The organism is Arcicella sp. GW822-FHT02H01 (assembly GCF_058802005.1).
On the sequence record NZ_JBXANT010000001.1, the window covers coordinates 4498916 to 4525674 of the forward strand.

14 protein-coding genes are annotated in these 26759 nt (G+C 36.4%); 4 read left to right on the forward strand and 10 right to left on the reverse strand.

The features are described from left to right. Positions 1-14 precede the first annotated feature (14 nt). From AC1RNE_RS18740 to AC1RNE_RS18750, 3 genes are all read right to left on the reverse strand, one after another. Positions 15-467: a (2Fe-2S)-binding protein gene (locus tag AC1RNE_RS18740; protein ID WP_492803034.1), complete on the reverse strand. Its 453-nt coding sequence runs from the start codon at positions 465-467 to the stop codon at positions 15-17. A gap of 396 nt (positions 468-863) precedes the next feature. Further along, entirely contained in the window at positions 864-1319 is a 456-nt protein-coding gene (locus AC1RNE_RS18745) for a nuclear transport factor 2 family protein (RefSeq protein ID WP_492803035.1), read from the reverse strand. Between the two features lie 51 nt (positions 1320-1370). After that, complete coding sequence (locus AC1RNE_RS18750; protein WP_492803036.1) at positions 1371-2987, reverse strand: carboxylesterase/lipase family protein; 1617 nt, start codon at positions 2985-2987, stop codon at positions 1371-1373. A gap of 182 nt (positions 2988-3169) precedes the next feature. Between AC1RNE_RS18750 and AC1RNE_RS18755 the strand changes: the two genes are divergently transcribed. Further along, positions 3170-4084, forward strand: coding sequence for a helix-turn-helix domain-containing protein (locus AC1RNE_RS18755; protein WP_492803038.1), 915 nt, complete (start codon positions 3170-3172; stop codon positions 4082-4084). 22 nt (positions 4085-4106) lie between these two features. After that, positions 4107-4961: an aldo/keto reductase gene (locus AC1RNE_RS18760; RefSeq protein WP_492803040.1), complete on the forward strand. Its 855-nt coding sequence runs from the start codon at positions 4107-4109 to the stop codon at positions 4959-4961. A 128-nt stretch (positions 4962-5089) separates the two neighbouring features. On the opposite strand, the gene AC1RNE_RS18765 is transcribed toward AC1RNE_RS18760, so the two are convergent. The 6 genes from AC1RNE_RS18765 to AC1RNE_RS18790 form a co-directional block, all read right to left on the reverse strand. Continuing rightward, a complete protein-coding gene (locus AC1RNE_RS18765; protein ID WP_492803042.1) occupies positions 5090-7042 on the reverse strand; it encodes a RagB/SusD family nutrient uptake outer membrane protein in 1953 nt (650 codons plus the stop codon). A gap of 18 nt (positions 7043-7060) precedes the next feature. Next, positions 7061-10210, reverse strand: a complete 3150-nt coding sequence (locus AC1RNE_RS18770; RefSeq protein ID WP_492803044.1) for a SusC/RagA family TonB-linked outer membrane protein — start codon at positions 10208-10210, stop codon at positions 7061-7063. Between the two features lie 681 nt (positions 10211-10891). Next, on the reverse strand, positions 10892-13900 hold the full coding sequence (locus tag AC1RNE_RS18775; RefSeq protein ID WP_492803046.1) for a glycoside hydrolase family 2 TIM barrel-domain containing protein: 3009 nt from the start codon (positions 13898-13900) through the stop codon (positions 10892-10894). Positions 13901-14113: 213 nt separating this feature from the next. Continuing rightward, a complete protein-coding gene (locus AC1RNE_RS18780; RefSeq protein ID WP_492803048.1) occupies positions 14114-15352 on the reverse strand; it encodes a hypothetical protein in 1239 nt (412 codons plus the stop codon). A 324-nt stretch (positions 15353-15676) separates the two neighbouring features. Then, positions 15677-18928 (reverse strand): glycosyl hydrolase, encoded by a 3252-nt coding sequence (locus tag AC1RNE_RS18785; RefSeq protein ID WP_492803050.1) that lies wholly within the window; start codon positions 18926-18928, stop codon positions 15677-15679. Between the two features lie 92 nt (positions 18929-19020). After that, entirely contained in the window at positions 19021-21120 is a 2100-nt protein-coding gene (locus tag AC1RNE_RS18790) for a beta-galactosidase (protein WP_492803052.1), read from the reverse strand. A gap of 199 nt (positions 21121-21319) precedes the next feature. On the opposite strand from AC1RNE_RS18790, the gene AC1RNE_RS18795 reads away from it, so the two are divergent. Next, positions 21320-25489, forward strand: a complete 4170-nt coding sequence (locus AC1RNE_RS18795) for a hybrid sensor histidine kinase/response regulator transcription factor (RefSeq protein ID WP_492803054.1) — start codon at positions 21320-21322, stop codon at positions 25487-25489. Positions 25490-25745: 256 nt separating this feature from the next. On the opposite strand, the gene AC1RNE_RS18800 is transcribed toward AC1RNE_RS18795, so the two are convergent. Then, a complete protein-coding gene (locus tag AC1RNE_RS18800) occupies positions 25746-26204 on the reverse strand; it encodes a hypothetical protein (RefSeq protein WP_492803056.1) in 459 nt (152 codons plus the stop codon). A 254-nt stretch (positions 26205-26458) separates the two neighbouring features. Between AC1RNE_RS18800 and AC1RNE_RS18805 the strand changes: the two genes are divergently transcribed. Continuing rightward, positions 26459-26725 carry a hypothetical protein gene (locus AC1RNE_RS18805; protein WP_492803057.1) on the forward strand — a complete coding sequence of 89 codons (267 nt, stop codon included), beginning with the start codon at positions 26459-26461 and terminating at the stop codon, positions 26723-26725. Positions 26726-26759 lie beyond the last annotated feature (34 nt).

Sequence of the window (26759 nt, forward strand, 5' to 3'; positions counted from 1 at the left end):
TTGATATTTTTTTGCTATTGCTTTACAGATTTAATAGCTTCCTTAATACGTAAATAAGTTCCACAACGACAAATATTACCACTCATGGAAGCATCTATCTCTTCATCTGAAGGGTTAGGGTTCTCTTTTAATAAAGCTGCCGCACTCATCATTTGTCCTGCCTGACAGTAGCCACATTGAGCCACGTCGTGTTCAATCCATGCTTTTTGTACAGGGTGAGTACCATTCGCAGACAAGCCTTCGATAGTAGTGATGGCTTGCTTGCCAACTGCTGACACAGGCATACTACAAGAACGAATGGCAGTACCATTCAAATGAACTGTACACGCTCCACACATAGCCATGCCACAACCAAATTTGGTGCCAGGCAGATTAAGGTGGTCTCGTAAAACCCAAAGCATTGGAGTTGACGGGTCAACATCTACCTGTTGTATTTTCCCGTTTATTTTTAGTGAGTATTTTGCCATAGCGTTATATCTACTTTATTGAGAATTAAGCGAATTTATATAAATAAAACAATAAGAAATAATATTTTTCAAACAGAATCTTACGAGTTTCAAACATTGTCTTTGTAAGCTACAAATTATCGGTAAAGAGGTGTTGTAGATTGATATTTATATGTGAGAGAGATTAAATAGACATTCTTATATCGCTTTTAAACTTTTCTATTTAATCTCAATTTGTAAGCTAATTTCAGTCAAAAATATTCTTTTATTTGAACAAGAAAATGTATTAGGGATGATTTTAGACCAACACCACTTTATTCCCACCAACGACAAATAATATAATGGCTTGTGTGAATGAAGTTTTATAACATTTGTCTTTTGACAACGTAGTATTTGATTTATGTACTATTTCTTCTACTATTTCTTTATCTGATGAGTATCTCGTACACTACTAAAAGTCAAGGCTAATAGTTTCCAAGCCTTACCTTGTTTTTGATAGACCTCTGTTACTGTAAATTCAGTCTTGGCTTCCGTTCCTCGCACAATAGCCTCAAGCGTAATTCTGTTCCACACGATAGCAGTTTTACCAGAAACTTCTATAGCTGAATCATGCACTATGGCATTTTTATACCAAATACTTCCTGTTTTAATGATTTCAAGCTCTTCATCTTTCTTCCAAGTACCACTCATGTGTACAAATTTTGCTTTGTCATCGAAAAGAAGTGCAAGTTTGTCTACGTTCTTGTCTGCCATCCATTGCCATTTGTCTTTGGAAAGCTGCATGATTTCTTGTTTTGTCTTGTCGGAAGATTGGGTAAATCCAACTTGCCCAACACCTAAAAGAATCGAAACTACTAATATTATTGCTTTCATATTATTATTAAGTATGTTGTTTAATGTTATTGATAAAAGATACTACTGATGTTAATGTAAATTGCCTGACGTAACAGCCTTTTCAATTACATCAAGTCTTGCTTTTTTAGGGTCAGGTTTTCCTACTGCTTTTCCATCAGGTTGAAAATCAATCAATTTATTGCTTTTTGCATTATATATGGGCCATTCTGGTAGTCCTATTCCATTTGGATTACCTGTTTTTGCAAAATTTGCCCAATAGGCATTCATCATTTTAGCAACTGCTTCGTCTTCAGGCATTGTTTTGGGATTACCCCAACGGGCATTTAAGTTATTAAACACATAGGCAATTTCAGATGCATGTGGTGCTCCATATCTTGCACGCGCTTTCATGGCTTCTGGCACATAAGAGAACAAATAAATATACGCACTGTTGGCTTTTTTAGTAACTGCATTCGCTGTAAAACGAGCTGGTTCTGCCCAAACTTTGTCTGTATTTACCATCGTGAGCATTTCTGCGAGAGTTCTGGTAGTATCTGGAGCAAATACTTTTTGTGCCTCTTCTTTCATGTTACCAAATAAAGAAAAAAGCTCTTCTTTATTTAGGGCATTGACAAACCCTGCGGGTACTTCGGCACTATTTGAGCCAATAATGATTGGTACATTGTTTTGTCTGCCTGCCTTATAAGCACTCTCTGCTGTTTCTATCACAAGTTTTCCATCAAGAATTGGTCCCGAATAAATAGGCGTATTTCCTACGTTTTCTTCACCACTATCGATAATATCAGCCACAGGAAGCTCACGTAGTTTGGCAAGTGCGGCTGCATCTGTACCTTCGATGCCATGTTTTTTGGCGAAATTCAATCCAATTGTTTCGGCAGAAATAGGGTAATATTTATCAGCATTTTCTTGATTGATGGGTCTGCCAGTCAATACACCATCACGCCCACCACCCGATTCAATAATTGCTTTATGGAATAAGCCTTTCGCAGATGGGATAGTAAGTAATGATTGTACAGAAACACCCCCTGCTGACTCCCCAAAAATAGTCACGTTTTTAGGGTCTCCACCAAATGCAGCAATATTTTCTTTTACCCATCTGAGCGCTGCTATTTGATCCATGTAGGCATAGTTCCCTTTGGGTTCATTTGGGAATTCTTTACTCAAAGCAGGATGAGCAAAGAAACCCATTCTACCCAGTCGATAGTTAAAAGTGATTAAAATAACACCTTGTTTGGCAAAAGAAATACCTGAGTTTTCAGGACTTGAACCGCTACCAAACACAAAAGCACCGCCGTGAATCCAAACCATTACGGGCAGTTTGTCATTATTTTTAACTTCTGCGGGTTTCCATATATTCAACGACAAGCAGTCTTCGGCTGAATTAGGTGATATTTTTTGCCTTCCTGCCTGAGAAAAACCAGCCTGTCCACAGTCTTTACAAAACTGAGTAGCATCACGTTCTCCTTCCCACGGCTTCACTGCTTGGGGTGGTCGCCAGCGATATTCGCCTACGGGCGGAGCAGCGTAAGGAATCCCTTTAAAGATAGCAACATCTCCCTCCGTTACTCCGCGTACTATTCCTGATGCGGTACGAACTTTTGGAGCATTACTATCAGCATGCTGTGCTTTCAAAGAATACGTAATTATTAGTAAAAGAAAGATTAAGACTTCAGTCGATTTTTTCATAGTTGCTGTAAATGTTTCAAATTTGACTTCGTAATGTGAAGATTACCGATTACAAAGTTCATCTTATTTTGATAGATGAATAGTATAAAAAACACTGCTTTTTCTACCATTTTCACTGATTGAAATTCGTGCTTTGATATAGTTATCATAGAATTACTACTTTTGTTTCAAACAAGACGAACATGGAAATTTTATATCCGATAAATAATATCAGTAATTACAATGCTGATAATAATCATAAGACACTTCATCCTTTAGTAAGTGTTATCGACTTTTCAAAAGCTGATGAAAGAAATTGGGGTACTGAGGCTAAAACCATTAAGTTTCAGTATGGGATGTACTGTATTTATCTGAAAGATGTAAAATGTGGTGATATACGTTATGGGCGTGATTATTACGATTATCAGGCAGGTACATTGGTGTTTTTTGCCCCAGGACAAGTGATGGAAGTAGATAATCATGGAATAGCTTATCAGCCTGTAGGGTATGGATTGATTTTTCATCCTGACCTAATCCATGGAACCATTCTTTCAAAGACAATCAATGATTATAACTTTTTTAGTTATAAAACAAACGAGGCATTACACATATCCGAGGATGAACGGCAGTTGGTGTTAGACCTTTTCATGAAAATTGAATCAGAACTTAAACAGCCAGTTGATAAGCATAGCAAGAAGCTTATTGCATCCACGCTTGAATTGTTCCTTAATTATTGTGACCGTTTTTATGACCGTCAATTCATCACACGGGATAACGTTAATAGAGGGATTCTCTTAAAATTTGAAGACCTGTTGAATAACTATTTTTTATCAGAAAAACCTCAAAGTATTGGGTTACCTTCTGTCGCTTATTTTGCAGACCAACTTCATTTATCCGCCAATTATTTTGGCGATTTATTTAAAAAAGAAACAGGCAAATCAGCCAAGGAATACATTCAAGAAAAGATTATAGACATAGCCAAAGACAAGGTTGTTGAAAAAGATAAAACAGTCAATGAAATTGCCTATGAATTAGGCTTTAAATATCCGCAACATTTTACGAGACTCTTTAAACAACGGGTGGGGTGTACGCCAAATGAGTATAAAAATTTAAACTAACAAATTTCTATTTCTTAACAGTATGCAAACTGTAAAACTAAACAACGGCATCGAAATGCCCATTTTAGGCTTTGGCGTTTTTCAAATTCCAGATGCTAATGAATGTGAAAAATCGGTAATTGATGCCATAGAAACAGGCTACCGCCTTATTGATACTGCTGCCTCTTACATGAATGAGCAAGCTGTAGGGAAGGCTATCAAAAATAGTGGCGTAGCGAGAGAAGAACTATTTATTACTACGAAGCTTTGGGTACAAGACACAGGATATGAAAATACGAAAAAAGCATTTCAAAAGTCTTTGGAACGATTGCAATTGGATTATTTAGATTTATACCTGATTCATCAGCCCTATGGCGACATATTTGGTTCTTGGCGAGCGATGGAGGAACTTTACGAGGCTGGAAAAGTAAGGGCTATTGGCGTTTCTAATTTTCAACCAGACCGTGTGATGGATTTATTGATGTTCGGAGCAAAAACGCCTCCTGCAGTAAATCAGGTTGAAACACACCCATTTTGCCAGCAAATTGAAAATCAAGCTTTTCTTCAACAAAATAATATTCAAATCGAATCATGGGGACCATTTGCAGAAGGGAAAAACAACATTTTTCAAAATGAATTGCTTCTTTCGATAGCAAATAAGTATCATAAAAGCGTGGCTCAAATCATCCTAAGGTGGCTTACACAACGAGGAGTAGTAGTTATTCCAAAATCTGTACGTAAAGAAAGAATGGCTGAGAACTTTGATATTTTTGATTTTAATCTTGAATCGGATGAAATGGAAAATATTAAAAGCTTAGATACAAAAACCAGTCTCTTTTTTGACCACCGAAACCCTGAAATCATTCAATGGATGGGAAGTAGGAAATTGGATATTTGAGGGAAAAGAAGGTTAGCGAAAAATCCTTACTATTAGCAGGTGACTTAAGTCACCTGCTAATAGTAAGGATTTTAATTTAATCTTACTCTCTGAAGACAGCAGGATAGGGAATTGTGCTAAGGTTACAATTAATACCCAGGATTTTGCATCGCTTGCTTTTCAGCAGAAGTTAATGCAGCCCCTTTACTGTAAATAGCATCAAGGAATGTTTGAGGAATTGGTCTCAATACATGGTAATCTTTGATATACGTTACAGCCTCTGGATTATACGCTTTTGCTCTAGCCACTAGGGTTTTTGTTCTACTTAAATCTTCCCAACGGTGGAATTCACCACAAAGCTCTCTTGTTCTTTCATTTAATACTAAGCACAACATTTTGTCATACGTAGAACTATATCCCAACTTATTAATTACAGCTACATCTTGGGCTGGCAACGTGGTAGCACTTACAATGTCAAGTGCCGTAGCAGTAGTGGTGGTAGCGATATTATTCGATTCATAATAAGAGTTTTCGGTCATGAATGAATTCATATCAGGGTTCGGAACTAACGCTGAAACTACGTACGCAGCAGCACCATCAGTATAATATGAACGGTCTTCACCACTTTTATAAGCAGCTCTTTTTCTAACAGCATTGATATACGGAAGTGCAGCATCAAAAGAACCTTGTCCAAGGTTTGCTAAACGGATTTTTGCTTCTGCAGCCATTAAATACGTTTCGGCTGATCTTGCCAAAATCTCATCTCTTGTTCCTCTTGTTTCATTGATTGCCAAACGAGCGCCATCAAAATGCTTGCTCAATGATGGGAATCTAACATCAGTCATTAAACTTTTGCCATCAGAAGCGTGAGCAACAAATACTGATGGAATCGTTTTGTTCGTTTTTGAATAAACAATCTCATCCAAGTATTTTGTTTTTGTAAAACGGGTATCGCTTGGACTATTGATTACATACATAATCCCTAAATCACCGTTTACATACTTTCCACTTCCTTTATTAGTTCTGTGTTTGGTTCTGAAACTCTTCCAAAATCTAGAATCATTCACTTGGTCAAAAACATCGTAGGTGAAATAAGTAGGAGCCAAGCGACTATATGGTCTCATACCTGTTAAATCACGCTGCATATAAGGCATATCATCATAACGAGCCGTAAATACTAGGTGATTGAAATTGAAAGTAGTTGCTGTTAAATCACCCGTAAACTGAGCTGAAAGAATTAATTCAGATAGCGACTCATTCGTTCCATTCGGTTTATTGTATGCCCAAATGTCACCATAGTTGGTGGCTAATGGGTGTCTTGCGATTACTTCATCCGAAAGGCTTACCACCTTAGCAAGGTCAGAAGCTTTGGTGGATGTATTCCAAGCATCATTAATTTCACTTGCTCTCGAAAGATATGCTTTGGCTAAATAATGTGCAGCGGCATCTTTGGTAACCTTTGCAGGTGAAGCGCCTGTATTATCCAACAAGTCATAAGCTTTTGTTAAATCATCAATTACTTGAGCATATACTTTTTCAGCAGTCTCACGCGTAAATTCAAGTTCTACAGAAGTACTCACCGTCAATTTAAGAGGTACACCACCGAATTGACGAACCAATTTTAGGTAACTAAACCCACGGAAGAAATAGCCTTCGCCCAATGCCGTTTTTTTGATAGCATTGTTGGTTGAAGTTATCTCTGAGGCAGATTTAATAATCTGATTAGCCAAACCAATGCCAATATAAGAAGCATTCCATGAAGCATCTGCGGCAACAGTATTGGCATTTGAAACGGTAACGATAGATTTCAACCCACCGTCGTAATTATTCCAAGTACCATTAGAAGCATCTCCGCCTACGTGAAATTCGTCAGTACCAGAATTCGTTGTACTAAACTGCATTTCGGTACTGAATGGAACGCTCAATACTTGATTATAAGTTCCTACTACCAATGATTGAATACCTGCCTCTGTATCATAGTAGGCAGACCCTCTTCTGGTAGTAAGTTCTTCATCAAGAAATGTTTTATCACAGGATATGTTCGCAAAAGTAGCGACGATGAAAACACCTGTTTTTATATATTTTAGATATGTCTTATTCATTTTGAATTTGTTATAACGTTAAAAATCAACATTGATACCCATTGAGAAGCCTTTGTTCCAAGCTGAATTTCTTAAATCCATATCTATCCAGTCGATGTTATTGAAAATCATTCCTGGGTTCAATGCTTGTACATAAATTCTCGAATGGCTTAGCCCAATGCTTTTTGAAAATTTATCAGGTAGGTTATAACCCAATGAAATATTCCTGATTTTAAGGAACGACCCATCTTTATAGCCCAAAATCAACGAGTATGGGTCACCAGTACCTGCTGTATAAATAGGCTTTTGATAATCAGAAGTGGTGTTAACTTCTGTATAGTAATTTACCACACGTTGGTTGAAACGACCAGTCAATCCTTCGCCACCTGTGTTAAATAAGTAACTAAATCTTCCGTATAAGAATATTGAAAGCGAAAATCCTTTGTATTCAAAGTTGTTTGTAAAACCCACCAAGAATTTAGGGATAGTACTACCGATGATTACCCTGTCATTGTTGGCATCAATCTTATAGTCGCCATTTTGGTCAACTGGTCTTGACAAACCTGCTGAGAAATTCTGACCATTTGCATTAAATTTAGCCATCTCTGCTTGGTCAGACCCTTTCCAGATGCCATTTGATTGATAGCCATAAATCACCCCTTGACTTTGTCCGATAAACCAGTTGTTGTTGATATCGTCCACTTTTCCATTGGCCAATGTAACGATATGGTTATCCTGCCAAGAACCATTGAATGTTGAACTCCACTCAAAACCTCCTTTGCTAAAATTCAGCGTATTTAAGGTAAGGTCTATCCCTTGGCTGGCAGTTTCGCCTACGTTGGCATAGGTGTTAACAAAACCCGTTACCGAAGGAATCGTCTTTAACAACAATAAATCAGTTGTGCTAGATGTATAATAGTCTAAGCTACCACTAATTCTTCTTTTAAAAATAGAGAAATCAATACCATAATTGAACTGAGACGTTTTCTCCCATGTCAGATTTTGGTTTGCTAAGGTCGTTAGGTTGAGTACCCCAGAAGTAATTGTTCCTCCGAATGGATAAAAAATAGGATTCAAACCACCTTTAGTTGAATAGGGGTCAATCGCAGAGTTACCAGTAACACCCACACCCGCTCTTACTTTTAATTGGTCTATCCAAGTTAGATTAGACATAAAACGCTCGTTGTTCAATCTCCACCCCAAGGCTGTACTTGGGAAAAACGCCCATTTATTGCCTTCTGATAATTGTGAAGCACCATCATAACGTCCTGAAACGGTTACTAAGAATCTATTATCAAAGTCATAGTTGACACGCCCCATGTAAGAAAGGATTTGTCTTTGTGTCAACGTTGAATTCCAAGAGGTTAATGGCAAGTTGCTAGTTGACAAAGCATTCCATTTCTGACTTGAAAAAGGAACGTTATCAGCACCCATACTACTTTGTTCATAGTCGTATTGGGTCTGCGTTTGTAGCGCAGTAATACCAAGCTGATGCTTATTATTGAAGGTTTTGTTATAAGTCAGCATGTTGTCTAACGTATAAGACATCGACTGGTCTTTAATCAAAGCAGCATAACTAGACCCCGTTCTTACTACAGAGTTGGCGTCAAGATATACCCCATCTCTGTTCATTGAAATATCAGGACCAAAATTGATACGGAATTTCAAGCCATCTAGTGCTTTTGTGAATCCACCGAAATTAAATTCTGTATAAAAACTACCAAAAGCCCTTAAATTAATGCGTTGGTCTTGCGAATACTTCTCTTCATTAACAATCGTTTTAACGGCATCATCACCACCCGGCAATTCCACACGCTTTCCAGTAGCATCAAACGGCACGGCATAACTAAAAATAGCTCTTGAACTTTCATAAAGTCCTGCTGTATTTACGTTATTGTTTCTACCCACTGTTGACTGTCCGTACTCATTAATAGAATAAGCAGTATTTAAAGTACCTCCCATTGTAAACCACTCCGTAGGTTTTATATCAATGCTTAGTTTTCCTGAATAACGCTTATATCCTTGCCCTTTAACAGTACCTTGGTTATTAAGAAACCCAAACGAACCATAGGCTTTCATTTTTTCTGTACCACCACTAACACTCAACGTATGCTGAGCTGTCAAAGATGTTTGAGTAATCATTCCTACCCAATCAGTAGTTTCCACTTTCGAACCGTCCCATGTGCCACTAGCCCATCCTTTTTGAATGTTAGCAAAAGCAGAAGGGTCTGAAGTACCAAGGAAGATATCTTTGTCATTTGCTAGTGTCGGCTGGTCACCACGAGGAAACACTGCTGTATTTGAATAATACTTAGACCATCTTCTGTATTCAATATACTGACCAGCATCCATCAACTTAGATCTGTTCTGCAAGGTTTCTGTTGTATAGGCAGTACTAAGGCTGATGGTATATTTACCATTTTTACCTCTTTTTGTCGTAACGATCACTACACCATTAGCACCTCTTGAACCATAAATGGCTGTTGCAGAGGCATCTTTTAGGACGTCAATCGACTCAATATCATTTGGGTTAATATTATCAATACCTCCCGAAATCAATGGAATACCATCTACCACGTATAATGGTGAATTGGAAGCCGTAAGAGAACGAACCCCTCTAATCGACACACTCCCGATTGTACCCGGTCTGTCACTTGATGAAACATCTACCCCAGCAGCTTTACCTTGAATACCTTGCAAGGCATTACTGACAGGTCGTTGATTGATTTCTGCTGAACTTACACTTACAATAGAACCCGTAACATCAGATTTTTTACGCTCGCCATAACCAACAACAACAACTTCTTCCAATGCCTTAATATCATTCACTAACACCACATTAATCACGCCACGTGAACCTACCGCTACTTCTTGGGTTTCGTAACCTGTCGAAGAAATCACTAACACCGCATTACCATCTGGCACCTCAATTTTGAAAGAACCATCAGCACCTGTGATTGTTCCTTTGGCAGTACCTTTGATTTTGATAGCTGCTCCAGGTAGTGCTTCACCATCACTACTGGTTATCTTACCTGTCACTGGCAAAGCAACCGCTACTTTGTTTGGCAACCTTTCTGAATAGGCCAACCTAATACTTTTGGTAGATACCAGACGTGTTTTACCCTGCACCTGAGTATAACAACCAGCAAAAACCATTAGTACACTCACTCTTAGTAATTTTTTTAGCATTGATTTCGGATTTTAAAATGAAACAGTGAAAAAGAAGTGAAATACATAATTTATCTAATATTTTTTTGTCTTTTTCATAAAAGTATTGCCATGTAAATCCCAAACCTTCATGGTGCATCCTGTAGAAAAGGGGATTCTGAATATATATTTATTCTTTGTTAAGTACTGTTTAAACTTAATATACTTCAAAATGTGCAATTCTTGAGGAGGAACGTATAAGCTTAATTAGAAGCAGTTTTTTAGGGAAAGAATATTTTTAAAATCGCTTGAATGGTGGGTTAAATAGTTCAAAATTGACATGGGAAAATCCTATAATCATTAAGCACAACCAACCCATCATAGAGGTGTAATATATTGCACAAAAAAGACAAATCCTGTAGGAAATTAGCGTGAAAGCCTAGCACTTATGTAGTAGTTTTTGGAAGAAATTTACAAAGCATTAAGGAATATAAATACCTGAAAATTTAGCAGTTATTTATAAATTAGAGGTTCAATTACACTATAAAATATCCAAAAAAGGAAAGGTGAAAATAGAAGAAAAATTATAGGAGGGGAGGAGGAGTATTTAATGCGATTAATTAATAATATTTAAGGCATTTAACTAAAAGAACATGAGTAACTTGTTAAGCTAACAAGTTACTCATGTTCTTTTTAGGGTATATGAAATCTTAATAAACAGATTTATTGGTCATAACTATGATAAAAAGGTTGGAATGGTTTAACTGTATTTTTGCTATCTCCGAACAGATTTTTTAGAATAGTAGGCCATGTTTCAGCTGTAAAAGGCAATATCTTAAAATTTCCACTGAACCCTTTGGCATTTTTAAAAGAGTATAAATTATCTGGCCATTCATACTTATTAAAAGTGCTAGATACGTGGGCATTATGACTTACCACAATCCCCTTTTCTGTACGTTCAACGGCAATATTTGCTTTGTTGGCGAGGAGGGCAAACCCATTTCCTTTTGAATCTGTAAAAACTGCACAATCAACATGCTGACGGTTTCCTGCAAAATAAAGGTCATTGCTATTTAGGTGATAAATGCCATAATCGCTTAGTTTTTCTTTGCCAGGATAAGCTGCATAAGGACCTTTTCCTACCCATCTAAATTCGGTAAAGGTTGCTGGAATAAGCATCGAAACGCCTGTTTCTACAGCTTCTTCTTTCCCTATTGGAACAAAGTTGTAATCTACATTGATTTGTCCATTTTCAGCGAAAGTGTAGGCAATATCTCCCGATATTGAACGCTCTTTTGAACTATCAGGAAAAAATGTGTCATTGATAATCAATTGTTTTGCATCAAATGTTTTTACCTGTGTTGTTGGTTTGGATAACAAATACTCAGCCCAAAGTGTATGTTTCAGTTTTGACCTCTTGGAAGGAATCGTCGCATTTTGAGCCATAGAAGGTTTACGACCGACCCTCGCAAATAATCCTTCTGAAATGATTATTTCTCCTTGACTATTTTTAAGCTGAATGCCTCCCGTTTCTTTCACAAAGTCAAAACGATAGTTCTCTGATGTGATGCTTTCACCCGATTTGATAGGTTTTGATGCTTTCGGGGCTGAGATATTCGTTAACCTTTCGTTAAGTTCTTTGGCATGAATAGCATACGATTTTTCATAAAACTGATAGTGTGCGTTGTCTTCAAACATTAGTTTTAGGTAGTGTATCGTAGTCGTGGGCTTTTCGGGTAAACTAGTGGCAATATTCAACACTAAAGTATCGTGTGGCAAACAATTCATAGGAATTGTTCCTGAACTTAACAGACTATTGTCTCCCCAAACCTGCCATTTGCATTTGACGGCACTTAAATTTGTGAAATCATAACGGTTGACCACCTTTACTTGAAAGGTTTGCTTGCCTGATTTAAAGGTCAAATCGGTATCAAGTGCTCTTACAGGAGCATAAACTTTTCTCAGTTGAAAATAATCAACTTGCGGCGTTCTGTCTGAATATACTATACCATCTGTTCCTTGGTTGTCGGCAGTGTCATAAAAGGTGTTTTCTGTCGGCCAAACAAAAGTAGTTTTTTCATCTTTGTTTGGTTTTTTAGGCGATTTACGAAGGATTCCTTGGTCAACAAACTCCCATACTGCCCCGCCCGCTAAGGTTGGGTTAGTATACATAACATCATAAATCTCATCAGCTGAATTAAAATCAAGCCCTAATGCGTGGGCATATTCTGTCATAACCAATGGCTGTTTAATAGTCTTTGCTAATTCTCGTAATTCAGCAGCTACTAAATAATGAGGTGCAAGGATGTCTGAGACCATAGGGTGTTTTACCAACATTTCACGAAAATCTGTTGGTCCTTGTGGGAAACAATAGGGACGAGTGGGGTCTAGTGATTTTACATATTCTCCTGTTTTTAGCCCGATTTTTGTGACAGGATTTTCATTACCGACACTCCAAAAAATGATACTTGGATGGTTTTTGTCACGCCAAATGGTTGATTTTGCCCGTTGTAACAAATTAGGCAAGTAAGTAGAATCTTTCAAGTGTTCTTCTCCAAAACCATACGGTACTTCGTCGTCTACATAAAAACCTAAGGAATCGCATAATGCTAATAAGCGTGGATTAGGAGGGTAATGTGACGTTCTAATAAAGTTGATATTGGCTTCGCGCATCAATTTCAAATCGTGCTTTATTTCAGCTTCAGTAATTCCCCGTCCGTTGATTGGAGAAAGGTCGTGGTGGGTTGCACCCCTTAATTTAATCGGCGAACCATTTAATTTTAGCACACCATTTGCCCAAGAAATTTCTCTGATTCCCACGTGTTCACTATATTCTTGTAGGACATTCGACTCGTCTTTTAAAGTCAAGCGAAGCGTATATAGGGAAGGTTTTTCAGCAGACCAAAGGGCAGGGTTATTTATTTTAACTACTTGCGAAAAAGCAATGGTCGATTCCTCTGATGCTTTCTTATCAGGCAAGATTGTGAAAGTATTCACCGTCTTCCCAGCAGCGTTTATGAGTTGTCCGACCAACTTAATATTCTTAGAAAACGATGCGCTGCTTGTCTTTTCTACGTCGGCTTTTATATGAAGGTTGGCTTTCTCTGCCTGTAGGAATGTCTGCAAAAGAACATCTTTGATGTGTACAGGATTCAGACTAAATACCGTAACATCTCTATAAATACCCGACAGCGACCAGTCGTCATTGGTATCGAACTCCCAACCTTTGGGATGAGTTATCACCTTAACGGCTAAAGAGTGTGTTTTACCTGCTGTAACCAAAGATGAAATATCAAAGGTTTGACGGTTGAAAGCACTTGAAAACTCGCCTGCATATTTTCCGTTTACCCAAAAAGTATAGCCAAAGGCGACACCATCAAAGGCAATATAAATGGGACTTCCATTCCAGTTGGTAGGAATTGAAAAATTAGTACGGTATAATCCCGTTCCTTCTTTTAGTTTTTTGTGATAAATGGGTTCGGCAAAACCTTGCAATTCCCAATTGCCAGGGGTTTTAATGTTTTCCCATTGTTTATCATCAAAAGTAGTTTCGTGAAACAAGGAATCACCTTTTAGCTTAGACGAAGGGATGTACTTAAACTTCCATGTTCCATTGAGTGAAATACGTTTTGGAGAATCGCCCTTAGAAGGCATTTGTACCTGAGCCAATAAGCTATTGTAGGTACAAGACAAACACGTGAATGCGATTAAAATAGTGTACTTAAAATTCATAGAAATATTGTTAGCATTAACAAAAAGAAAAAATGAGCATTGTTTCTTCTTTGTCAGAAGAAGCAATACTCAAAATTATGTAGAACACCCTTTTGTTAACTTAAATGTAATTGACCAATCTTTGACCAAAATTATGGACAAGATAATTTGTTGATTATCAGTGAGTTTTAGGAAGATAGAAGCGTGTGTATATCACAGCATTTTAGCGAGTGATTAAAAATGATAAAGACTTTTGCCCTCATGAGTTTTCAAGTCACAGTTTTTAACAAAACCATTTCCTGCAAATTCAAGGAACAATCCTTTTATTTCACCGAGGGGTTGGGTATAAGTGCCTTCAAAAAGAAGTTTGTTATTTACAAACAATGAAACATGCTTGTGATGATTTATTAATTTAACGGTATTCCATTTTCTTAGGTCAATCACAAATTGTGAAAGATTGCTTTTGCTTCCATTAAATACTTGTTCACTAAGGTTGTTCAATACTCCAAAACTACAGCCTTGGTTTACAAACATAAAACGAATTATGCTATTGGTTCCAGCTATTTGAAATTTTGTACTATTACAGTAAATACCATCTTCGTGTAATTTATTCTTAAAGGTAGTTTCAAAAACAAAATCATCAGCATGGTAATTTGTCGGTGTATAATTACACAGTCTGATATACATTCTTCCCACTGTATCCATGCCAGTCTTATAGAGTTGACTGTTATTGATATGAAAAACACTGTCTGTCCCCGTTTTTATAGCAGGGAATTCGTAGTGTCGATTAGGTAAATCTCGTTGGTTATGAAACCCTAGACCAATCCATTTATCCGAACGCACATATACTTTTGTGGTTGCTATGGTTTTACTCTTTGTTTGTAAACTCACTTGAAATATTCCGGGGAATAAATAATTATGTGCCGAGCTTTTCTGTGTAGCATCAACATAAACCCGAGGAGATTTATCGCCAAAATTGACAAAAATACTATCTTTGGTAGAAGGCAATTGCAAATCAAAAAAAACTGTTTGGGGCAAGATTCCTTCTATACGGGCTAATTTAATACTACCAGAAAGGTCATCTGTTGAGGTTAAAATTTTGTATAGAAACAATCCACTAATAATTAAAGAGATGACTATAACCTGTTGATACTTTTTAAAAATAAAGGGGTTGTTTCTTTTGGGTGTATCTTCTACTTGGGGCAATGATATTGAGCTTATTTCTTGCGGAACATATCTGCCATATTTTTTAAGGGCATCAATGGTAGCTTGTTGAGGTAAGTAATCATCATCAACGGAAATTTTTCCAAAAATACGTTTGAGCGTATTTGGGCTGATATTCACACCTGTATCACGCATGATTTCGCGACTAAGATTTGCAAAATCACTATGTTTCCAATCAGTAGCTAAACCATGGTTAAAACGGTTTTGACAGTAGATAATAATATTATTTAACGTTGTTCTTTTATCCATTAAAATGAATAGTAAATAGTTGAGGAGGTCTGGGACTTTAAATAATTAAAAATATCCTCTTCCTTATAAAACGAAAGTACAAGGTACATTTGAATTACAAAAATAATTCAAATGCAAAATTAAGAATACCTCGACTACTGTTATAGGATGCTAATAAAGTATTAAGAACTGTAGCAACATTTGAAGGAGATTTTACTTCGAAAAGAACAAAGGAAGGAAAGCAAAAAAGAGAATTAAAGTAGATTAATCTGAAAGTATCACAAAATTAGTGATACTTTCGACCATATATGACCAAATTGTTTTAACCCAATAACCTAACATTTTTTACTCAGTCAAAAGTTTTACAGGGCCTAATAACCCTGACTTTTGTAAGGACGAGGTTGCACTCCACTTATTATTTTTCGATTGTACAATCCTTTTATTTTCAGGTAAACGGTGGTCGCCAATCAGGCGATTCATCCATGTATTTACGAGTTCAATCTCAATACTATTATTTCCTTTTTTAATCTTTCCAGTAACATTCACCTGATAAGGGGTTGTCCATACTCCGCCTACATATTCACCATTTACTTTTATTTTAGCCATGGCAGTAAGGTCTCCCAAATCCAAATATAACTGCTGACCCTTCAAGAGTTGGTCAATAGTCAATGTTGTTCTATAAATGGCCGTACCAGAATAATAACGTATTCGTTCATCATCGCTTTTCGTCCAGTCTTTCAATTCAGAGAATACCACTGGCTCAGAAGGACCTCGCTTTATTGAATCATGTTCAAATGTAACTTGCCACGGAGCATGAACGGTTGCAAGGGTAGTTTGATCAGGAAAATTTGCATGACGCCCATTCGCTGTAGATTTTCCCTGCTTGCGAAATACAATAAATGCACTACCATCAACACTTAAATGTAAGGGAATTTTTGTAGTACCATTGGCTTGTTCAAAGGCTGGCAAAGGCTTTATAGAGCCACTTAAAGCATCCCACAGTTCGGGTTGAAGTCCATTTACTCGAAATGTTGTTGTAAAATCTACCGCCTTGTCGCTAATGTTTGTTAGGAAATAAATTTCTTTTCCATTTACTGTACGGTGAGTATAGCGTATAGACTCGTTATCAGAAAAACAATCCGTTGTTGTATTAATGAGTTTTAGCACCTCCTCAAGTGGCAAGTCATTGATTATCATTCCCTTTCCATAAGCCCGCTGTTTTACCGAAAGGTCTCCCCACATTTTTTTGGCTAGTGCTTGGATTTTTTGGTCAGCACTCGGATAATCTTGCAAGCTTGGTGATTGGCTAGGAGGTGTCCCTACTATAATAGCGCCATCTGACACTAATTGTTCAATTTTAGCTAATACTTCAGGACGCATTGACTGTTGAGGAGGAAGCACTAGCATACGATAGGTTGTACCATGCGGTAGTACTAACTTCCCGTCTTTGACGGACATATTACGGATGATTACTTCAGCGTTCACATAATCATAATTATATCCTTTAGGCAACTCTGGTTTACGAATACCTGTCATTTTCGGGATATCTTCCCCAATAAAGTAAGCAATGTCAGCTACATTTAACCCCTGCTGTAGCATAAAATTACAACGTTTATGATACAAGGTAAATAAATCCATTTGACTGAACCATGTATTCTTACGATTGAATTCTGTACCAAACCATGCATCTATGCCGGGATAGTCATTTACATAAGGTTGTTGAATATATACATGCAACAAGGTGCTGTTTACTCCTTCAGTAAATGCCCAATCTCCCACTCTTTTTAATTTCTGAGGATAGCTTTTAAAGGATTCATTGTTCTCCCATGAGCCACTGGTAAAAGATTCTGCCCAAACTTTATTTTTTCCATAGATATGTGCTGCCGAAGATGCTCCACGATTTTCGTAGTATTTATCATTGATTGGTCTGTCCCAATATTCTCCACTTATCTCATCCGCCTGACCGCCGTATTGAAGGAATTCTCCTGCAAAACCCGAATGTCCATAATTCTCAAGCCATGTTGTCAAACCATGTTTATGACTTATTGCTGTCAATCCACCGACATAGTCATAAGAGATTTTATCAGCAATTAAACGACGCATATCCCAAAGAAAACGATTTGACAAGTCAATATTTCCGATAATATGTCCTTTCATAACTGGCAAGTACGCGGTAGCATCATATCCATAACGTTGCTTAAATTCGGCTAAAAAACCATCCGTGAAGTTTTGCCCTCCACGTTCATAGCTGTCTAATACTACTACTTTAAATGTTTGACGATTTTTTGCTGGGATACGTTCTAGTATTTGCCCCAGAAAAGCATTAAAATGGCTTTCAAGGTGCGTTTTATTGATTTTATCAATTTCTAAGCCTTCGGCTTCAAACGAAGCTGGACCATTTCGTACATCAATAAATCGCATACCTGTACGCATAATTATCCAATTGCCATTGGGTACATTCCAATTGAGTGTACCATCTGATGCCATATATTGAGAGATATCCAATACTTGGTCTGCTTGGGGCATCTTGATTGTTGTGTCATAGGGAGTTTGAGTTTTCCACATGGCAGCATCCCAAGCAGGGAGACCGCTGATTATTTTTGCCAGCTTTTTTTCCTGCAAATTTTTAATTGCTGGTGTTGAACTCAAAACAATATTGCTGATTTGACTGTCTGTTTCTCCATTTTTATTAAAAATCAGTCTGAATGCTTTCCCTCTCAATTCATCTATCGGTAGCGTAAATGGCGCATAAGGTTCGAATCCTGTTGCCAAATTCTCTACAGTCTGCGCAGAAAAGACGCTAAAAGTCTGTATACTTTTATATTCATTGTTTTCTTTTACCTGCAATTCAACCTTCATGTTGATTGTAGCTGTTGTATAAAATGTAAGGCTACGAATCGTTGAAATATCGGTTAGTTCAATATCAATCATACCCTTCTTTTCGGATAACACATACTTTGATGCGTTAAGAGCAGAAGATTTAAACACTTGAAGATTAGAAGCAGTCAGCTTTGTTTTGGGTAAATCCAATAAATTTTGCTCATAATCAGGTGCCACTGGAATAGCCAATACTTTTACATCTTGAAAAAATGTATCTGGTTTTACCAGTTGCTCTGATAGTTTAACCGGACCTTTTACACGTACTTCAGACGCTGCTAAATAACGCATAGCTTGTTCAGGTTTTACCCATGGTCCACCAGATTGGCTCCACCCTGGACAATTAAAAATACCAATCTCTATCTTTAAATCAGAAGCCGTTTTTAAAGCAGTTTCTAAAACACTCCACCATTCGTCAGAAAAAAACTTCACTTTCCCGAAATATTGTCCTGTAAGGTCTCTTGAAAAACTGGTTCGATTTCGGATATTGGTTCCAATAAATGCCCTATTGATCCCCGCCTTTTTCATTGCTTGCAAATCTTTAATTACTCCTTCCTTAGAAATATGGTCGTTTAGCCAATACCAATAGCAAGCCGTTTGAGTACTTTCTGAAGGGGTAGTAAAGCTTTTTTCAATGACTGTAAAATCGCCTGACTTTTGAGCTTGGCAATAGGTTAAATGGCACAGTATTGTTATCGTTACTAAAAAGTATTTTTTCATGCTGGCGTTTTTCACTGTTGGAAATTTATTGATATCTATTACAAGTCGATGATTATTAGTAGTTTATCGTGTAGAAGCTAGTGGATAAACGCTTAATTTTCTTCAACGATGAGTACTCCCCAAGGTTCTAATGTTAAACGTTCTCCTTTGTTTACTTTTCGGTCATTTGTCAATTCTTTAGCATCCGAATAGTCATAACTTACCGTCTGACTCTGAGCAGAATAATTATAGAAAAAGTGTACTTTTTTTCCGAAATCATTTGTACCCTCTTTGGTGATTAATGGCCAATGCAAATGCTGGTCATGTGTTTTGATACCTGCCCGTTGCATAGCATCTAAAAGAATTTTTTCTTGCAAAACATCCGAAGGACGAGTCCCTTCATAAACTAAAGAACCTTTTCCAAAAATATTACTGGTAATAGCAGGATATTTTCCGTAAAAAGGGTGGTCGTAATAGGCTAATGCCTTAGCAGTTTCTGGAATAATCAATTCAGCCCATTCTGAAACTTTATTATCATTGTCATTCACCCCAAAAGGATTTGTTTTAAGTTTTAATTCTTTGATATTGGCAAACTCCTGATAATAAAATCCACAAACTTTACGGAGTGGTCCTGGCGCAATTGCTGGACGAACCATCGAGTTTTGGTCACAGAAACCGCTTTTGAACATCATCACTACATGTCCGCCATTTTTTACATAATCAGCAATAACTGTTAGCAAGGAGTCAGACGCTACATACAGAGGAGGGACAATTACAAGTTTATAGTCATTCAAGTTTTTTGCATTATTGGCAAAAATATAATCAACCGCCACACTATTGTTATAGAGCGCTCGGTGCATTTGGTCGGTTTGTGAACGATAAGCATTGCTACCATCTTTATAAGGCATAATATTCAAGGCATGATTTGAATCGTAACTAAATAGTATCGCCACTTCTGGTTTAATCTTTAAATTGACTAGGTGTTTACCAATTTTTTTAAGTTCCAAAGCTGTCTTTTTCATTTCATTATACACACGATTGGTATCTAAATCGTGTGATAAAATACCTTTCCAATAGGTTTCTTGCCCATAATGTAAGGAGTGCCAATGCCAGTAAGCCACCATGTTTGCCCCCGAACCAATGTTGGAATAAACATTCAGGCGTACTTGCCCATTGTAGGGTGGAGCTTGCTCTTTTGAATCCCACCCTGTTGTTTGTCCCGTCGTTTCTGTAACGAGGTAGTTTTTATTTTTCACAGAACGCAGATAATCTCCCGCCATAGCATATTCTGCCCCAGAACATTTGTCTTGTGCAGGTGGATATTTGTTCAAACCCAGCAAATCCATACTCTTACTTGTAGCAGGTTTGTCAATTTCTGGAGTCGTCATAAAACAATGCATTACAAACTGGTCAGGGCGTTTGTATTCGCCTACAATGTTGGTTTGCCAAGTCAGAAAGTCTGCAATTACTTTCATTTTATAACGTTCCCATTCTAATTTATAGCCCGTATTGGTTACATCATCTCTTTTCGGAAATTCATCCCAGTTATTCATGGTCATTCCCCAGTAATTAAGTCCCCAAATCTTATTAAGGGTTTGCGTAGAACCGAATTTTTCTTTGATGTAATTAACAAAGCCCACATGAAATCCATGATTATTTGCTCCTCTTGTAAGAGTTTCATTATCTACCTGATAGCCGATAACGGCAGGATGTTTTGAATAATGACCAGCAATTTTTCGGATAATCCGTTCGGAATAAAATAAAAAAGAAGCATTGGTAATATCAATATTCTGACGGATGCCATAATTTGCTTTTCGACCTTCAGTATATTCTATCAATATTTCTGGGTACCGATGCCAAAGCCATGCTGGTATTGAATAAGTAGGCGTACCGACGATAACTTTGATATTAGCCTTGTGAAGCCTATCGATAATTCTATCCATCCAAGCAAACTCAAACTTACCTTCTTGCGGTTCAAAGCCACTCCATGAAGATTCTGCTAAACGAACTACCGTAACGCCTGCATCTTGCATCATTTGTACATCTTTTTCTAAGCGGTCTTCCGTAGGCATATACTCGTGGTAATACGATGCACCATAAAGGATATTATCAAATTTGATTTGAGCAACGATAGGCTGACTGAGCGATAATAGACTAAGAAAGGTAAATAGTCTTAACTTATTCTTGAAGATTGTTTTGAACTGGATGGACATATTAAATACTGTTTGAGTGTTAAATTTAATGAGTAGAAGTCCTCATTTTAATTCAGCAAAGAACAAGAAGAAGACAGTTAAAAGGCTTGCCTTATTGGTTCATTTTTTTGCCCTAATGTACATTTCTACTGTTTTCCTGCTGTAGGAGAGCATGAAACAAAAAAATAGTAGGATATTCACGTCATAATTTTACTTGCTCATGCTGTTAAGAATAATTTATGAATCACCCCTGAACAGATTTGTCAATCGGATAAGTCCTAAGTTCATTGTGTTAGGCTTATTATTTTTTCTTTCTTTATTTAGCAACGCACAACAAGTTCCTGTAAAATTCTCTCACTTAACGGTTGATAATGGCTTGTCGCATACCGATGCCAAAGACATTAAACAAGACAATTTGGGCTTCATTTGGATTGCTACACTTTTTGGATTGGATAGATTTGATGGATATTCAATAAAATCTTTTTACAATAATCTTGAGTCCAAAAACAATGCTTTTAGAAATAGGATAAGAAGTCTGTACCCCGATGAAAACGGAAATGTTTGGTTAGTCACGGATGATGGGATTCAATGTTTTGATGCCAAGCATGAACGATATTTGAACTTGAAAACCAATACGCTACAAGCTCAGAACTTAGGCTATAGCAAAATAATCAAACGGAAAGATGGCACCTTGTTTACCCTTAAATCAAATATACCCTTGATTCATTATATCACTAATGAACAAGTAAAGATCTTGCCTATAAAATATCCAGAAAAAGAAAAGTTTCATGATGCCGTTATGGATACTCAGGGGAGAATCTGGCTTTGTAGTAATCGGGACATTTGGGTATTAAGTACAGATAATAAATTTCGTCAAGTTGTCAGTTTTTCAAGTTTACAGGAAAAAGGACCTATTGCTCAACTGTTTATTAATACAAAAGGAATGTTATCGTTTGTGTTCGGACAAACAATAGGTACTACTAATTTATCTGTTCGTCAGCCTGATAATGATATTATCAAAAACGATGTTAAGGTTATCAACCAATTTAAGGCAACTCAATCCCTCATAATTAATGATGTGGTACAAGATGCATTTCAACACTATTGGGTGAGTACAGACGAAGGACTTCTTTTATTAGATGCTTCTTTAAAACCTTTACAGGAAATTCATGCGACTAGTCTTCCAAATGGATTGAACACGAATCGACTTGCTAAGTTATTAATTGACCGCACACAATGCTTATGGGTTTGTTCCATAGGAGGTGGAGTGAATTATATTGATTTAAACGCCAAACGTTTTTATACCTTACAACATAATCCTGAACTAAAAAATACGCTCTCTGGGAATCATATTCGAGCCATTTTGGAAGAAAATGAGCATATTCTTTGGATTGGCACGCATGAAAATGGACTAAATCGTTATGACCTTCGCACAAAAAAGTTTAGCACAATTGATAAAAAATCAACACCTTTAGCTCTTCGTAGTGATGTAATTAATGCGCTAACACTTGATAAAAAGGGGAATTTATGGATTGCGACTGATAAAGGTATTGAAATTCTGGCAAAAGATAGAACAACACTACTCATTCCAAAAGGGGCTCAGAACTTTCCTACCTACAGCATCCAAAGCCTTGCCACAGATATTTTTGGAAATATATGGTTTGGGGCTTTAGAAAGAAATATGGGCAGAATTACCTTAGATAGTCTGGGAATCTATCGAGTGCAATATTTTAGCCCAGCTCATTTTATTTTTGCCGATGCTAATAGCCCTCAGGTATTTGCGGCAAGTATGCACGGCATTATTCATTTTGTGCTTAATCAGCAAGGAGGAGTCAGTCGTGTATTTAGGTATAAAAACGAAGGAAGTGTAAACCCTATTAGTTCAAACTACGTGTGGCCTATCAGAAAGAGTTCAAAGAATGTTTTGTGGGCAGGGACACTAGGAGGAGGATTGAACCAAATCATCATAGATTTAAAAGGCAATTATCGTGCTGTTTCATATAGTACAAAACATGGTATTTTTAATGATGTAGAGTGCTTAGAAATAGATAATAATGGAAATATTTGGCTAAGTGGACGAGGTTTGGAAAGATTTGACCCAAAGACCAAAACAACAACCAACTATGATTATTATGATGGACTCCAAGGTAATAGTTTCAAAGTCGGAGCATCATTGAAAGGGAAAGACGGACGTTTGTATTTTGGAGGAATTAATGGGCTCAACTATTTTTATCCAGACAGCATTTATACCAATTCCATTCAGGCAAACCCTGTTTTTACAGGGCTATTAATCAATAATGTAAAACAAGAAGATACTATTCTTTCAGAGGGTATCTATTTTAGTAAAAAAATCGCACTCAATTACCTACAGAATAACGTGGTAGTTTCGTTTTCGGCAATGCATTATGCTAATCCACTTAAATGTAAATTCCGATACAAATTAGAAGGACTTGATAAAGCATGGATACAGACCGATGGGAAAAATCCAAAGGCAACCTATAGTAATTTAGCGTATAGTGATTATACGTTATTGTTACAGGCGACAAACAATGATGGTATTTGGTCTTCAAAGGTAGCAAGCTTACCTATTTCAGTGACTCCTCCGTGGTGGAAATCATTTATTGCCAAATGGATTTATGCATTGCTGATACTGGCAATACTTATCAGTATTTATCGCTATCAATTAAAATGGTATAGCCTAAAGCGAGCAATTGAAATTAGAGATATAGAGGAACAAAAACGAACTGCAATACATCAACATAAAGAAGAGTTATATCAGCAACAAGTACAATTTTTTACCAATATTTCACATGAATTTAGAACACCTCTTTCTCTTATTATTGGCCCACTAGAAAAACTAAAAAAAGAAAATAAAATAGCAGACTGGGGCAATACCTTTCATGTTATGTACAAAAATGCCTCAAGGTTGTTAAGCTTAATTAATGAATTAATGAACCTACAAAAGGTGTCAGATAATATAATTCAGTTACAAGTTCAACCGATACAGACGAGCGATTTTGTAAGTGATATTGCTAATGAATTTGAAGATTTGGCAGAAAATAAGGGAATAACATTTAGGTATAAAAACGACAGTCCAGATAGCCCTCAATGGTTTGACCTCCAGATTGTAGAAAAAATAATACTTAATTTATTGTCAAATGCCTTCAAATATACAGCTGAAAATGGCGAAGTTACTTTTTCCATTTTTTCTGATGCAACAAATATTAAACAACGGTTTAATAATAGTATTGCAATCGAGAGTCCAGTCAAAGCGAAAAAATATACCTATTTCTATATTCAAGATACAGGTATAGGAATATCTGAAGAATTTATGCCCAACATATTTGAACGATATTATCGAGTAAGTAATGAACATACAGGTTCGGGAGTAGGGTTAGCATTAGTAAAGAGCTTAGTATTGTTGCATAAAGGAAATATTTATGTCAGTAGTGAAATCGACAAAGGAACAAATATTCTAGTGGCCTTACCTTGTGATGAAGATGATTATACCACAACTGAAAAGAAAGACACTAAGCCCAGACAAGGCTTTTTAGAAAAAACAGAGCTTGATACTAGCTTATTAAATGTTACGATTACCACAAACTTGGATGATATTCAACAAGAACAGGTTGAGCAAATTTTAATCGTTGAAGACAATGAAGAATTAAGGTTGTTTATGCGTTCGGTTTTATCACAAAAATATATCGTTCATGAAGCTCCAGACGGGCTTTCTGGGTTTGATTTAGCCAAGGAACTAATCCCTGACCTGATTATCAGTGATGTAATGATGCCTTTATTAGATGGAATTAGCCTTTGTAAAATGATTAAAGATGACTTTGAAACCAGTCATATTCCTTTTATAATTCTTTCTGCAAAAGATGCCCTAGAAGCTAAAATTCAAGGGTTGAACTTTGGGGCAGATTATTATTTTGCCAAGCCTTTAAGTATAGAATTGCTTTTATTAACGATTCACAATGTTTTTGAGCAAAAAAGAAAACTTAAACATAAATACACTACCGATTATTACGCAAAAGCATCTGCCTTGACACAATCTACCAAGGATAAAGAATTTTTAGATAATTTTCTGAAATTGATAGAAGATAATATTCAGTCAGAAGAAATCGATGTAGAATACATCTGCGAACATTTTTGTATTAGCAGAACCGCCTTGTACAACAAAATAAAAAGCATTTCTGGACAGTCTGTTGGAGAATTCATCAGAACGATTAGGCTTAAAAAAGCAATTCATATTATGACACATGAACAAGTAACCATCAATGAAGTAGTAGAACGCATAGGTTTACAGAGCGTATCTTATTTCTCTAGGGCTTTCAAAAAAGAATTTGGGAAGTCACCTTCTGTATTTATTCAAGGATTGAAAGGTAATTGAGATTGAAGTAAAAGAAGGTAATTGTAATATTGACAAGAGAGAAGATTTACTTTTCTGTACAATAAACAGAATATGAAGGTAATAAAACAAAAAAATCTACCTTTTGTGGTAGATTTCTGTTCAAATATCATTTATTTGATTGTGTAGAGAGTGAGGGTCTAATTGAGTGTCTGAGAATGAGCGGGTTACATCTTTGTGTAACGTCCTGCCTCCAGAAATGCCACCAGAAATTTCAAAAAAAATATCGCATTATTATTTATGCAAAAATTTTTCCTGTTATTTCTGGGTAAAAGAAAATTATTCTTCCCTTTTCTGCATTTTGCTCTACTGGAACAGGTCTAAGCTTTTTTCCGTTAAAATTGTTGCTTTCCACTAAATTCCATAACCGTTCCTGATTCTTTAATAACTCTTGATTGTTTCTCAGAAGAATTTCATTTTCTCTTACTACAAATTGATACAATTCATCAATTTTTTCATTAGTTGTAATTACTAAATCTTTTTGCATTTCTCCTTTTCCGCTGACTAGCCAAAGTGCATCAATTTGTGGGTATGCTTCTAAAGTGTCTGCCAAGATTTCTGCACCTGGTTTACTTCTTCCAGAAACAATTGAAGCAATCGTTGCTGTAGGTCTGTTAATTTTCCTAGCAAATTCAGTAGCATTTTTTGATAGTTTTTCAATCACTAGTTCATACCTTTGATTAATTGTCATTTCCATAACATATTGATTTTTAAGTATTTGTAAATTATATTTTAAATATTACAAAAAATAATATGTAATATTTTGTTTTTATTTGTAAATGTTTTCTATATTTGTATAGAAATAAATCATTTAAGCATTATTTATACATCAAATATAACGTAATGACAACTTAAAAATACATCACCCCTACATTATTTTTTAATATTTTTTTTAAATGTTGAAAAAATTATTTTTTGGGAGATGCAATAATTTGTAAATAATTGAATTTTATGAAACAAATAGATGTGCTTTTGCAAATAAAATCGCTTCAAAACTCTGATAAGAGAAGGGTTGAGAAAGCATATTATGCTCTTTTCAAAGAGGCTTCTCCATACAGATATAGGAATATTGTATCAATTGGGTCTCAAGAATTTGATTCTTTAGAACGAGCAGCTCTTTCAAATTTGTTTATTGAAATTAACGGAAAGTGGCAATTAAATGCCTCACCTGAGTTTTTCGAACTAATTGGTGAAGAAATACCGATGACTGTGCAATGAAACAAGATTTAGTACCAATCAATGAAAATACGCA